Source organism: Geodermatophilus sp. SYSU D00697 (assembly GCF_054050175.1).
On sequence record NZ_JBJGYV010000026.1, the window covers coordinates 32,609 to 45,690 of the forward strand.

Consider the following 13,082-nt stretch of genomic DNA (forward strand, 5'->3'; position numbering starts at 1 on the left):
CCACTCAACTTTCCTGCCCAGCCTAACGGCACCTCCGGCGGAAGTGTTCCCGGGCCCCCCGCCGAGTTCCCCGTTCCCCGGGTCCGGCCGTTGCGCCCCCGACCATCAGTCGCCCTCCCCGAGCGCCGACCACGCCGCGTCGTCGCGAGACACGCCGCACATCATGAGGACGGCGACCTCGCCGCGCGGTCGGCTGGGACCGCCTCGCCGCGCGACCCTGACGGCACGGGTTACCGGCGAGTAGCCTGCGGTCCCGACAGCTATCGTGCGATCGGCGGTGAGCGCCCTCCCGCCGCGCCGGCGGGCGGGGATCAACGGACGCCGATCGGCGTCCGGGAGGGAATTCGATGGGCCCCTTGCAGGTCGTCCTCGGGACGATCAGCGTCATCTTCCTGGTCGTCGCGATCGTCTTCGCCTACCGGGCGGTGCGCGCGATGATCCGCATCATCAGGACCGGGCAGCCGGACCGCACGCGCACCCGGCCCGTCGGCCCGCGGCTCAAGACGCTGGTCGTGGAGTCGCTCGGGCACACCCGGATGCTCAAGTGGTCGGCGATCGGCGTCGCCCACTGGTTCGTGTTCGTCGGCTTCTACGGCCTGTTCCTCACCCTCGTCGAGGCCTTCGGCGAGGTCTGGGACCCGGCCTTCCACCTGCCACTGATCGGCGAGTGGAGCCTGTGGAACCTGTTCGTCGACGTCATCGGCGCCGGCACCGTGCTCGGCATCCTGTACCTGATCGTCCGGCGCCAGCTCGACCACCCGCGCCGGCAGGGCCGGGCCAGCCGTTTCGCCGGCTCCAACGAGGGCCGCGGCTACTTCGTCGAGGCGATCGTCCTCATCGTCGGCCTCTGCATCCTGGGCATCCGCGCGGCCAAGATCGCCGCCGGCCTGGTCGAGGCCCCGACGTGGTCGCACCCGGTGTCCAGCGCGCTGTCGAGCCTGTTCCCGAGCAGCCCCGACCTGGTCAGCGTCATCGCGTTCATCAAGATCGTCGCCTCGCTGGTGTGGCTGGTCGTCGTCTCCCGGCTGCTCAACATGGGCGTCGCCTGGCACCGGTTCAGCGCGTTCTTCAACATCTACTTCAAGCGCGAGGGGACCAGCGGCGCCCCGGCGCTGGGCCCGCTGCAGCCGATGACCTCCGGCGGCGAGGTGATCGACTTCGAGGACCCCGACGAGGACGCGGTCTTCGGTCGCGGCAAGATCGAGGACTTCACCTGGAAGGGGATGCTCGACTTCACCACCTGCACCGAGTGCGGGCGGTGCCAGAGCCAGTGCCCGGCGTGGAACACGGGCAAGCCGCTCAGCCCGAAGATGGTGGTCATGGACCTGCGGGACCACCTGTACGCCAAGGCCCCGTACCTGCTGGGTGAGAAGACCGCGAGCGAGACCGCGCCGGACTACGACGTCCTCAAGCCCAGCGACGAGCAGGTCTGGGCCTCCGGGTACGCCCGCATCGAGGGCACCAACGACGCCCAGGCCCACCGCCCCCTGGTCGGCACGCTGGAGGAGGGCGGGGTCATCGACCCCGACGTCCTGTGGAGCTGCACCAACTGCGGCGCCTGCGTCGAGCAGTGCCCGGTCGACATCGAGCACATCGACCACATCGAGGACATGCGCCGCTACCAGGTGCTCATCGAGTCCAACTTCCCGTCCGAGGCCGGCGTGATGCTCCGCAACCTGGAGAACCGCGGCAACCCGTGGGGCGTCCAGGCGGGCACCCGCGAGGACTGGGTCAAGGAGATGGACTTCGAGGTCCGGATGGCCGACGGGCCGCTGCCCTACGAGGTCGAGTACCTGTTCTGGGTCGGCTGCGCCGGCGCCATCGACGACCGGGCCAAGAAGGTCACCAAGGCCGTCGCCGAGCTGCTGCACACCGCCGGCGTGGAGTTCGCCGTCCTCGGCTCCGGGGAGACCTGCTCGGGCGACCCGGCCCGCCGCATGGGCAACGAGTTCGTCTTCCAGATGCTCGCCCAGGAGAACGTCGCCACGCTGGACGGCGTCTTCGAGGGCCGGGTGCCGGGGATGCGGAAGATCGTCACCACCTGCCCGCACTGCTTCAACTCGCTGGGCCGGGAGTACCCGCAGGTCGGCGGCCACTACGAGGTCGTCCACCACACGCAGCTGCTCGGCCAGCTGGTGGAGGAGGGCCGGCTCACGCCGGTCACGCCGGTCGACCGCAAGGTCACCTACCACGACCCGTGCTTCCTCGGCCGGCACAACAAGGTCTACACGCCGCCGCGGGAGATCCTCGACTCCGTCCAGGGCCTCTCCACGCAGGAGATGCACCGCTGCAAGGACCGCGGGTTCTGCTGCGGCGCCGGCGGTGCCCGGATGTGGATGGAGGAGAAGATCGGCAAGCGGATCAACATGGAGCGCACCGAGGAGGCGCTCGACCTCGATCCCGACGTCATCTCCACCGCGTGCCCGTTCTGCATCACGATGCTGTCCGACGCGCTGACCACCAAGAAGCAGAACGGCGAGGCCGGCGAGCACGTCGAGGTGCTCGACGTCAGCCAGATCCTGCTCCGGTCGCTGGCGCCGGTCGGCGCCCCCGGCACCGAGTCCGGTGCCGACGTCGGCCGCGAGGACGACGACGTGGCCGGCACCGGCTCCGCGGCGACGGAGCACGGCGCGCCCAACTGAAGAAGGACCTCCTCGCCTCCCACTGCTCACGAGCTCGCAGCGGGTCCTGCGAGGCGGCCGAGACAACCGACGACGGCGCGTGTCCCGACCAGGGACACGCGCCGTCGTCGTCTCCCGGTAGAACGGCGCGGTGCTGCTCCACCTGCGGATCACCGTCCCCGCCGATCGGACCGGGGACGTCCTGAGCCTCTTGTCCCAGTGCCCGGGCACGGCCCACCTGGCCGTCTTCCCGGGCGCCGCACAGGCACCGGCCGGCGACCTCGTCATGGCCGACGTGGCCCGCGAGTCCGCCGACGCCCTCCTGCGCGACCTGCGCGACCTGGGCGTCGACCGGGACGGCGGCATCACGATGGAGGCCGTCGACGCCGCCGTCTCGCGGGCCGCCGAGCGCGCCGAGGAGCGCGCCCCCGGGGACGGCGCCGACGCCGTGGTGTGGGAGCAGGTGGTCCGGACGACGGACGCCGACTCGTCGCTGTCGGCGTCCTACCTGGCCTTCCTCACGATCGCGACGTTGCTGGCCGCCGCCGCGATCATCAACGACTCGGCGATCCTGGTGATCGGCGCGATGGTGCTGGGACCGGAGTTCGCACCGCTGGCCGCCCTGGCCGTCGCCGTGGTCCACGGGCGGCGCTCGATCGCCCGCCGGGCAGCGGTCGCCCTGGCCGTGGGCTTCGCGGTGGCGATCGCCGTGACCGCGCTGACCGTGCTCACCGGGCGATGGCTGGGCTGGTTCGGCACCGAGGTGCTGAGCGCGGAGCGTCCCGCGACCGGCTTCATCACCGCGCCGGACCGGTGGTCCGTGGTCGTCGCGGTGCTGGCCGGGGTCGCCGGGGTCCTGTCGCTGACCTCGGCCAAGAGCGGCGCCCTGGTCGGCGTCTTCATCTCGGTGACCACGGTGCCGGCAGCCGCGGACATGGCGATCGCCCTGGCGCTCGGCGGCGGCGACGAGTTCCTCCGCGCCGCCACGCAGCTGGGCATCAACCTGGCGGGCATCCTGGTCGCCGCCCTGGTGACCCTGTCGGTGCAGCGGGCCGTGTGGCACCGCCTGCCGCGGGCCGTCCCGCGGGTGGAGCGGGTCGACCGCTCCACCCGCTGAGATCGTTGCGTGAGGTAACCACCCGGCGGCGAGTCGCCTCCGCCACAGGAGCACCATCGTCGGGTGACCCGCACCGCCCCGGCCCCCTCCCCCGCCCCGCCCGCTCCCGATCACCGGCGCGGCCTGGTGCTGATCGGGACGGCGATCGTGCTCACGGGCTTCAACCTGCGGACGGCGGTCAACAGCATCGGGCCGGTGCTCGAGGAGATCGAGCGGGGGCTGGGCATCTCCAGCGGGATGGCCGGGCTCCTGACGACCATGCCGGTGCTCTGCTTCTCCGCGATCGGGTTCGCCGGACCCCCGCTGGCCGCCCGCTACCGGGACGGGCACGTGCTCGCGGGCGCTCTCCTGGCCATGGCGGCGGGGCTCGTGCTCCGGTCGTTCTCCGGGGCGTTCTGGCTGTTCCTGGTCGGCACGGTACTGGCGATGGCCGGCGGCGCCCTCGGCAACGTGCTGCTGCCCAGCCTGGTGAAGCGCCACTTCCCGACGCGCACGGGCCTGCTCGTCGGCGCCTACAGCGTGTCGATGGCCGTCGGTGGGGCCATCGCCGCCGTCACCGCGGCCCCCCTGGCCGCCGCCGCGGGCGCCGAGGGCTGGCGGTGGGCGCTGGGGGTCTGGGCGGTCTTCGCCGTGGTCGCGGCCCTGCCGTGGCTGGCGGTGCCCGCGCGGCCGGGTGCCTCGCGGGCGTCGCACGTCGCGCTGCGGATGCGGTCACTCGCGCGCAGCCGCATGGCGATCGCCCTGGCGGTCTTCTTCGGCACGCAGTCGATGCAGGCCTACGTGGTGATCGGGTGGGGGGCGCAGTACCTGCGCGACTCCGGGCTGAGCGCCGGGACGGCCGGCCTGCTGCTGGGCCTCAACACCGTGGTCGTCATCCCGCTCAACGCGATCGTCCCCACCCTCACGGTCCGCCCGCGCCTGCAACGACCGCTGCTGGTCACCTTCGTGGTGTTCCTCGTGGCCGGCTGGGTCGGACTGATGGTGGCGCCGCTGGCCGCGCCCTGGCTGTGGATGACCCTGCTCGCCCTCGGCCTGGGCAGCTTCGCCATGGTGCTCACCCTGATCGGTCTCCGGGCGCGCACGCCGGAGACCACCGCGGCGCTCTCCACCTTCGCGCAGGGGTGCGGGTACGTGCTGGCGGGCAGCGGCCCGATCCTGGTCGGCGTCCTCCGCGGGATCACCGGCGGCTACACGGGCATGTTCGTCGTCGTCCTGACCGGCGTCGCGGTGCTGCTCTGCAGCGGGTGGCTGGCGACCCGCCAGCGCTACGTGGACGACGAGGTGCCCGGCTGGGCGTGCGACGCCCACCACGGCGACGTCATCGAGGTGGCCGGCACCGAACCGCCGGTCACCGTGCACGTCAGGGAGCCGGACGCCGGGTCTCCGCGCCGCTGAGAGCAGGCCCGCTCAGCCGAGGGTGACCTCCGGGTGCAGCCCGAGGAACCGAACGCTGGGTTCGACCTGGGCGTCGCGCATGTACCGCCCCCGGTGCACCGGGTGCCCGGCCCCCTCCGCGGCGGCGAGCAGCGCCGTGGTGTCCGGCTGCATGACGATGTCCGCGACCAGGGCCCCCGGGCGCAGCGCACCGATGTCGAGCGGCAGGGCGTCGTCGGGGTCCAGACCGAGACGGGTGGCGTTCACGACCACGTCGACCGCGGCCAGCTCACCCGGGTCGGTCGACACCGGGAGCCCCGGGTGCACCCGTCGGACCTCGGCGGCCAGCCGCTCGGCCCGCTCGGAGGTCCGGTTGAGGACGACCAGGGCGGCGACCCCGGAGCGAGCCAACTCGAAGGCGATCGCTCGACCGGCCCCACCCGCGCCGACGAGGCCCACCCGCCGGTCGGTCGGCTCGTGCCCCCGGACCCTCAGGCCCGCGACGAAGCCCAGGCCGTCGAAGGTGGCGCCGACCAGCCGGCCGGAGGGCTCCCGTCGGATGGTGTTGACCGACCCGGTGCGCGCCGCCGAGTCGGCGAGGTCGTCCAACAGCGGCACGACGGCCTCCTTGTGCGGCACGGTCACCGCGCACCCGGCGAGGTTGGCCCACCCCCGGAGACCAGCGACGAACGCGGCGAGGGCCTCCGGGCGGACGTCGGCGGCGACCATGAGGGCGTTCACCCCGGCGGCCGCGAACCACTTGTTGAAGGCCTGGGGTGCCCGGAGGTGCCCCGACGGGTGGGCCAGCATGAGACAGAGGCGGGTGGTGCCGTCCACGGCGGGCGGCCCATCACTCGGCATGCGACCGGTGATCCAGGGCGACGGTCCCGGGGCCGGCGACCGACGGCACCCGCGTCCCCCGGACGAGGGCGAGCGCCATCTCGACGACGAGCTCCTCGAGTTCGTCCCCGTCGACCTGCGGGGGCATGAGCGTGTGCGCTCCCGCCAGCACGTGGATCGACGAGGCCACCGTCCCGGCCTGTTCGAGGGAGAGGTCGGGACGGACCTCGCGCACGGAGCGGGCCAGCGCGTCCACGAAGTAGCGGCGGCGCTGGTGGGTGATGGCGAGGTCCTCCTCGGTGAGGTTGCGGTCCTCGACGAAGACCAGCGAGTAGGCCTCGCCCTGCCGCCGGACCACCTGCACGAGGTGGCGGACGAGGGCCTCGTTGCGCTCCCAGGGCGTCAGGTTGCTGCGCGTGACCTGCTCCAGGCCCGCGTTGATGTCGTCACCCAGCTGCCACATGGTGGCGGCGAGGACCTGCTGCTTGGTGGCGAAGTGGTGGTACAGGGCCGGGCCGGTGACGCCGGCCAGCCTGCCGATGTCGTCCATCGTCGTCCCGGCGAACCCCTTGTCCCGGAACAGGTGGGTCGCGGCGGCGACGATCTGGTCGCGCCGCCGCCGGCCACGGGCGGAGGTGACCGCCCCCTCCCCCTCGCTCCCACGCCCGGGCGGCCCGCTCCCGATGCTCCGCTCGAGGCCCTCACCCACCCCGGACCTCCTCCGCCCGGGGGCCGGCCCCCTTCCCCGGGGCCACGCTCGGCCGGTCCGCCGACCGCTGCTGCTCGATGCCGGGCATGACCCACGGTGGCATGGGCCGGCTCGGCAGCAGGTGGACACCGGGCGTCTGCGGCGTGATCCCGACCAGCGTGAGGTCGTGCACGCGGGTGTACTCGACGTCGCCCGCCCGGGTCACGCGGAAGGGGTGGTCGTGTCCCGGGTACAGGACGTCGGCGAGCGCGACCGCCCGGTCGATGCTGCGGGTGGCCTGCTCGGCGTCCCAGAACACCAGGGGGTTGACCCGCGTGCGGGCCACCTCGGCGAAGTGCAGGGCGTCACCGGTCACCACGGCCATGCCCTCGGCCGTCTCGACCGTGATGCCGATGCTGCCGGCGGAGTGGCCGGGCATGTCCAGGACCCCGACCCCGGGGATGATCTCGTCCCCCTCCTGCACGTCGCCGAGCCGCATGGTCTCCAGCATCACGCCGGTCCACGCCGGCGTGGCCCAGTCGTTGACGTGCGGCGCGAGGGAGTACCGCCGCTCGGCCGGGTGCAACAGCACGGTCGCCGAGGGGAAGACGTCGATGTTCTGCACGTGGTCCCAGTGGGCGTGGGTGAGGACCACGAGGTCGATGTCGGCCGGAGTCAGGCCGCGATCGGCGAGCGCCTGCCACAGGACCGGTCGGCGGCCCACGTGCGCGGGGTCCACCAGGACCCGCGTCGGACGTCCCTGCGCGTCCGGCCCCTCGATGAGGAAGACCCCGCAGAAGGCAGGGTGCCCGCTGTCGGTCGTGAAGCCGAAGCCGGGCAGCAGGACGCTCAGCCGGGGCCCCACCCCGTCGCCCCCCGTCACCGCGGGCCCCCCGGGGTGGATGCAGCCAGGGTGCCCCGGCCGGCAGCCGTGGCTGCGGGTGGGCCACCGCGTCCCGTGGCCGAGCACAGGTGCGCCAGCGCCGAGCGGGCCAGGTCGTCGGGGTCGTGCCAGAGGGTGCGCCAGGCCGCCACCGCCGCGGCCAGCCGAGGGGTGACCGCCGGGGAGAAGGTCTCGACGGTGATGGCTCCGCGGTACCCGGCCGCGCCCAGGGCGGCGAAGAACTCGGGGAACGGGAAGCGGCCCTCTCCGAGGTGGCCGCGGTCGTTCTCCCCGACGTGCACGTGCATCAGATGGGGGGCGGCGGTCCGGACCGCGCCGGCGATGTCCCGCTCCTCGATGTGCATGTGGAAGGTGTCGAGGTGCACGCCGACGCGGGGGTGCGCGACGAGCGCGCAGAACGCGCGCGCCTGCTCCGCGGTGTTGAGCAGGTTGCTGCCGTAGCGACTGACGACCTCCAGCGCCAGCACGGCGCCCGATGCGTCGGTGTCGGCGGCGACCGACCGCAGCACGGCGGCCGAGCGCTCGACCGCTGCCGCGTCGGCGGCCGCGGTGTGGCGGCCCAACGCCCCGTACAGCACCCCACCGAGGACACCCGCGCCCAGCTCGCTCGCGGCGTCCAACGACGCCCGCAGGTGCTCCTCCCCCCGCCGACGGTGCGCGGGGTCGTCGCTGCTGACGTCGGACGACGGCCCCAGCGCGGTCACCATGCCGAGGCCGACCCCGGCCGCCTCGGCCGCCCTCCGGACGGCCCGCGGGTCGAGCGCGGCGGGGTCGGGGACGAGCAGCTCCACGACGTCGTAGCCCAGCTCGGCGGCCCGGCCGAGGACCGGTGCCAGCGCGGCCACGGACAGCTCCTCGGTCCACACCGCTGCCTGGATCCCCAGCGGGTTGCCTGCGAGGGCCTCGGCGGTCACAGCGCACGCTCCAGGACGGCCTCGTAGGTCGTCACCGGCGCGGCGCTGCTCCGCGGGACGCGCACGTCGATGAGCGCGGGCCGCCGCACGGACAGCGCCTCGTCGAGGGCGTCGCGGAACTCCTTGGCCGAGGTCGCCCGTGCTCCGAAGGCGCCGAGCGCGGTCGCGACGGCGCCGTAGTCGACGTCGCCGAGGTCGTTCACCGCCGGGACGACGTCGTTGCCGAAGACACGCTCCTGGAGGTGCTGCTCGAACGCCAGGCAGGCGTTGTTGAGCACGACCGTGACGGCCGGGATGCCCAGCCGGACAGCGGTCTCCAGGTCCCCCAGGTGGTAGCCGATCCCACCGTCGCCGATCACCGCCACGGCCCGGCCGCCGGGACACGCCAGCTGAGCGCCGAGCACGGCCGGGAAGGCCCAGCCGAGGGAGCCGGCGGCGCGGAGGAAGGTCCGCCCGGCCCGGGCCACGGGGAGCAGCGTCCCGCTCCAGGCCCCCATGTAGCCGGTGTCGGTGACGACGACGTCCTCAGGGGTCAGGCGCTCGGCGACGTCGCGCAGCAGCGTCTCCGGGAGGACCGTCCCCTCGGGCGCCTCGCACTCGGCTCGGGCGTGGAACTGCGCCCGCCACCCGCGCACCCGCGCCTGGACCTCCGCCAGCCACTCGCGGTGCGCCTCCGGGGGGAGGGAGTCGCCCAGGGCTGCCGTCAGGGCGAGCAGGGCCGGGGCCGCCGCGGCGTGCACCGCGGGGTCGGCCGGCAGGGTCGCGCCGAGGACGGAGGGGTCGAGGTCCACGTGCACCACCACGGCCCCGGGCGCCGGCAGGCGGTAGCCGTCGGTGACCTGCCCGTCGAGGTCCGATCCCAGGACCAGGCACAGGTCGGCCTCGCCGAGCACCTGGTTGCTGACGGTGCGGGAGTACCGGCCCACGACGCCGACCGCGCACGGGTGGGTGTCGGAGATCGCGCCCTTGCCGCCCATGCTGGTCACCACCGGCACCCCGGCCGTGTCGGCGAAGGCGGCCAGCTCGTCCCACGACTCGCCGGCGACCACGCCGGCGCCGGCGAGCACGACCGGACGGCGGGCCCGCCGGAGCCGCGCCACGATGGCGGCGACGTCGTCCGACGCCGGGACGGGCAGGGTCGACGGGGCCCGGGGGGGCCCCGGGGACCAGGCGATGGACCCGGGCGGCATCGTGAGCAGGTCGCGGGGGAGATCGAGGTGCACCGGGCGGGCGGGTGCCGCGGCGGCGGTGCGCACGGCCCGCTCGGTCAGCTCACCGACCCGCGCCGCTGTCGGGACCTCGGCGTTCCACTTGGTGACCGGGTCGAACATCGGCAGTTGCGACAACTCCTGGTACTCCGTGCGATGGCGGCTGGACAGCCCCATGGACGAGGTCAGCGCGACCACCGGCGAGCGGGCCCACCAGGCGTCGGCCAGCGCAGCCGCCACGTTCGCCGCCCCGGGGCCCCACTGCCCGTAGACGACGGCCGGCCGGCCGGCGGCCCGGGCACAGCCGTCGGCCATGTACACGGCCGCGGCCTCGCTGCGGGCCAGGACGAGCTCGATCCCGGCGTCGCGCAGGGCCTGCCAGAGCGGGATGTCGCCGCCGGTCATCAGGAACACCCGGTCCACCCCCGTGCGCCGCAGGGCCTCGGCGACGGCGCGAGCCGGGGTGTCGGGGACCTGTCCGCTAGGAGTCGTGTCGTCGGTGCCCGTCATGCCGTCCTCCCGTGGCTGGCTGTCGGCCGGTGGATGTCCGTGCAGGGTGTGCCGCTCATCGGACCGGACGCTCGCGCCAGAAGACCAGTCGCCGGTCGAGCCACTCGAGCAGCAGGTAGACCAGGCCCGACAGCAGCGACACGATGAGGACCGTCGCGTACAGGGCGTCGAGCTGCAGGCGGGACGCGAGCGCGACGATGCGGTAGCCGAGCCCTTCCCGGGCGCCCAGGAACTCCGCCGTGATGGCCGCGAGGATCGCGTAGTTCACGGCCATCTTCCCGCCGGTGAACAGCAGCGGGAGGGCCGAGGGCAGGCGGTACATGACGAACGTCTGGACCTTCGAGGCCCGCAGCGAGCGGAGCAGGACCAGCCCGTCGCGGTCCACGGCGGTCAGCCCGAGGACCCCGTTGACGTAGACGGGGAAGAAGGTCACCAGCGCGACCACCACGGTCGCCGACCCGAACCCGATGCCGAACCAGACGGCCAGAAGTGGGATGAAGACCACCTTCGGGATGGCCTGGAAGACCACGATGTAGGGCGCCAGGAGACGCCGGACGGACGGCCAGGCGACGGAGGCGAGGGCGAGGACCAGACCGGCCACGGCCCCCGCCGCGTAGCCGATCGCGATCTCGAGCACCGTCGTCCGGAGGTCGGTCCGGAACGTCTCGGAGGTCACGAGGTCCGGCAGACTGCTCGCCACCTGCGAGGGCTCCGGCAGGACGATCCGGTGCACCCGGCCGGACTGCACCAGCCAGTCCCAGAGCCAGACGAGCACGGCGACCAGCGCGACGGTGACCAGCAGGGGCGCCACGCGGGCGAGGCCCGACCGCGGGCGGTCCCGTCGAGCGGGGGTGCGCACGTCAGCTCACCCCGAGGAGGGCGCGGACGTCGAAGACGTACTCCTGGAAGCGCGGTGTCTTCATGTCGCTGATCTGCCGGGGACGGGGCAGGTCGATGTCGAGCACCCGCGCGATCCGACCGGGTCGGGGCGTCATGACCACGACCCGGTCCGAGAGGAACACCGCCTCCTGGATGTTGTGGGTGACGAACAGGACCGTCTTGCCGGTGCCCTGCCAGAAGTCGAGGAGCAGCAGGTTCATGCTCTCCCGCGTGAACTCGTCCAGGGCGCCGAAGGGCTCGTCGAGGAGCATGACCTCGGGGTCCTGGAGCAGCAGTCGGCAGAGGGCGACCCGCTGGCGCATCCCTCCGGAGAGCTCCTTGGGGTAGCTCTTGGCGAACGCACCCAGGCCGACGGCCTCCAGCAGCTCCCGCGCCCGCGCCTCGTGGTCGGACCGCTTCTGTCGGGCGACGTCGACGGGGACCAGCACGTTGGCCAGGACGGTGCGCCACGGGAACAGCACCGAAGACTGGAACATCATCCCCATCCGCGACGACGGTCCGTCGACCTCGGCGTCGTGGAACCGGACGCTGCCGGCGGTCCTCGGGACCAGTCCGCCGACCACGTTGAGCAGCGTGGACTTGCCGCAGCCACTGGGGCCGACCAGGGAGACGAAGGAGCCTGGCGCGACGTCGAAGGTGGCGCCTTCGAGGGCCACCAGCTGCTCGCCGGAATGCAGCGGGTAGGCGACGTCCAGGTCGCGCACGCGGAGCACCGGCTCGGCCGGCCGGTCCACCGGGCGCGCGTCCGACACGGTCCCGGCCACGTGTCCCTCAGCCATGATCGACTCCCAACTCCTCGTACCAGGACCGTGCGGTCGTAGGCGTCGGACCGTGCGGCCCGAGGCCCGTCGGGGACAGGCGCAGGACCTGTCCGGGGCACGCCGGCGCGCGTCCGGCCACGCGGTCGGCCAGCCAGTCCATCGCCCACGCCGGGGTGTCGTGGCCCCACATCGCGCTCTCCACGAGCGGCCGCCCGGTGATCGAGCAGGCGTGGTGCTGGTCCTCGAAGACCCACAGCTCCCGCGGGCCGGCGAGCGCGTCGAAGACCTCGTAGACCTCCTCCAGCGGGCTGCGCGGGTCGTACTCCCCGACCGCGAGCAGGACCGGGCACGTGATCTCGCGGGCGCGCTCCCCCAGCGCCATGGCGGCGACCACCTCGTCGAGCTCCTCCTCCGAGGAGCTCTGCGTGAGGTAGGCGAACAGCCGTTTGTACCGCGGGGACTCCTCCTCCATGAGGTGTCGGAGGTCGCCGACCGAAGCCCAGGCGGCCACGCAGGCGGCGATCCGGTCGTCGGACGCGGCCGACTGCAGTGCCCACAGCGACCCGAAGCTCAGGCCGAACAGGAGCAGGGCGCCGGCGTCGACGTCGGGGCGGGAGCAGAGCGCGTCCAGGAAGGCCGAGACCGCCCGGGGGTAGTTGTCGGCGGTGAGCCGGACGCCGGCGGTGTTGGACTCGCCCTGGCCTGGGCCGTCGATGACGAGCACGTGCAGCCCCCGCTGATGGGCCTGGTTCCACAGCGGGTGCGGGTACATCTCCTTGGTCATGTCGCAGCCCGGCACCACCACCACACAGGGGGCCCGGTCCACCCCGGGGTGCAGGTGCAGCCACCCGGCCGCCGTGACCCCGTCGTAGGGGACGACGACCCGCTCGATCCGATAGGGCGCGAGCCGCCGTACCCGCTCGTAGGCCCGCAGCGAGGCCGCGTGCAGCGCGCGCTTCTCGTCGTCGGTGCGCAGGACCGTGTGCTGGGCGGCCGCCAACGCCGTCGCCGCGTCGAAGGCCAGCTCCAGCGCGGTCGTCGGGTGCCCGGCGGCCTCCTCCCGCTCGGCCATGGCCAGCAGGCGCAGACCGCGGCGGCCGACGTGCTTGCTGATCATGTCGTGACTGCGGACCGCCGGCGGCAGGCCCCCACGCCCGTCGCCCTGGAAGTGGAAGACGCGGCCGGTCTCCTTCACGACCCAGTCGAAGACCCACTGCTGGTTGTCCCGGTGCAGCTGCACTGTCC

General features: G+C 73.6%; 11 protein-coding genes. 3 read left to right on the forward strand and 8 right to left on the reverse strand.

Going from position 1 to position 13,082, the window contains the following annotated elements:
• Positions 1 to 347 precede the first annotated feature (347 nt).
• The 3 genes from ACI79C_RS19350 (at position 348) to ACI79C_RS19360 (ending at position 5,133) form a co-directional block, all read left to right on the forward strand.
• A complete protein-coding gene (locus ACI79C_RS19350; protein ID WP_456947313.1) occupies positions 348 to 2,642 on the forward strand; it encodes a heterodisulfide reductase-related iron-sulfur binding cluster in 2,295 nt (764 codons plus the stop codon).
• A gap of 130 nt (positions 2,643 to 2,772) precedes the next feature.
• On the forward strand, positions 2,773 to 3,738 hold the full coding sequence (locus ACI79C_RS19355) for a DUF389 domain-containing protein (protein ID WP_456947314.1): 966 nt from the start codon (positions 2,773 to 2,775) through the stop codon (positions 3,736 to 3,738).
• Between the two features lie 63 nt (positions 3,739 to 3,801).
• On the forward strand, positions 3,802 to 5,133 hold the full coding sequence (locus ACI79C_RS19360; protein WP_456947315.1) for an MFS transporter: 1,332 nt from the start codon (positions 3,802 to 3,804) through the stop codon (positions 5,131 to 5,133).
• Positions 5,134 to 5,145: 12 nt separating this feature from the next.
• Here ACI79C_RS19360 and ACI79C_RS19365 read toward each other — a convergent pair whose 3' ends face one another.
• Genes ACI79C_RS19365 through ACI79C_RS19400 form a run of 8 tightly spaced genes read right to left on the reverse strand, consistent with a single transcriptional unit; the run spans position 5,146 to position 13,077 of the window.
• Positions 5,146 to 5,973, reverse strand: a complete 828-nt coding sequence (locus ACI79C_RS19365; RefSeq protein WP_456947316.1) for a shikimate dehydrogenase family protein — start codon at positions 5,971 to 5,973, stop codon at positions 5,146 to 5,148.
• A complete protein-coding gene (locus tag ACI79C_RS19370; protein WP_456947317.1) occupies positions 5,963 to 6,661 on the reverse strand; it encodes a TetR/AcrR family transcriptional regulator in 699 nt (232 codons plus the stop codon). Before ACI79C_RS19370 ends, ACI79C_RS19365 begins: the two co-directional genes overlap by 11 nt.
• Entirely contained in the window at positions 6,654 to 7,523 is an 870-nt protein-coding gene (locus ACI79C_RS19375) for an MBL fold metallo-hydrolase (protein WP_456947318.1), read from the reverse strand. Before ACI79C_RS19375 ends, ACI79C_RS19370 begins: the two co-directional genes overlap by 8 nt.
• A complete protein-coding gene (locus tag ACI79C_RS19380) occupies positions 7,520 to 8,458 on the reverse strand; it encodes a sugar phosphate isomerase/epimerase family protein (RefSeq protein ID WP_456947319.1) in 939 nt (312 codons plus the stop codon). The genes ACI79C_RS19375 and ACI79C_RS19380 overlap by 4 nt, the downstream gene beginning before the upstream one ends.
• The gene (locus ACI79C_RS19385; protein ID WP_456947320.1) at positions 8,455 to 10,176 is read right to left on the reverse strand and encodes a thiamine pyrophosphate-binding protein; all 1,722 of its coding nucleotides are present in this window, start codon (positions 10,174 to 10,176) and stop codon (positions 8,455 to 8,457) included. Before ACI79C_RS19385 ends, ACI79C_RS19380 begins: the two co-directional genes overlap by 4 nt.
• Positions 10,177 to 10,231: 55 nt before the next feature.
• On the reverse strand, positions 10,232 to 11,035 hold the full coding sequence (locus tag ACI79C_RS19390) for an ABC transporter permease (protein WP_456947321.1): 804 nt from the start codon (positions 11,033 to 11,035) through the stop codon (positions 10,232 to 10,234).
• Position 11,036: 1 nt separating this feature from the next.
• Entirely contained in the window at positions 11,037 to 11,855 is an 819-nt protein-coding gene (locus ACI79C_RS19395; RefSeq protein ID WP_456947322.1) for an ABC transporter ATP-binding protein, read from the reverse strand.
• The gene (locus tag ACI79C_RS19400; RefSeq protein ID WP_456947323.1) at positions 11,848 to 13,077 is read right to left on the reverse strand and encodes an alpha/beta hydrolase family protein; all 1,230 of its coding nucleotides are present in this window, start codon (positions 13,075 to 13,077) and stop codon (positions 11,848 to 11,850) included. Before ACI79C_RS19400 ends, ACI79C_RS19395 begins: the two co-directional genes overlap by 8 nt.
• Between the last annotated feature and the right edge of the window lie 5 nt (positions 13,078 to 13,082).

What these genes read in the sequence shown, in the direction of transcription:
- ACI79C_RS19350 (WP_456947313.1), top strand. Translation starts at nt 348, where the DNA reads ATGGGCCCCTTGCAGGTCGTCCTCGGGACGATCAGCGTCATCTTCCTG.
- ACI79C_RS19365 (WP_456947316.1), bottom strand. Translation starts at nt 5,973, where the DNA reads ATGCCGAGTGATGGGCCGCCCGCCGTGGACGGCACCACCCGCCTCTGT.
- ACI79C_RS19385 (WP_456947320.1), bottom strand. Translation starts at nt 10,176, where the DNA reads ATGACGGGCACCGACGACACGACTCCTAGCGGACAGGTCCCCGACACC.
- ACI79C_RS19395 (WP_456947322.1), bottom strand. Translation starts at nt 11,855, where the DNA reads ATGGCTGAGGGACACGTGGCCGGGACCGTGTCGGACGCGCGCCCGGTG.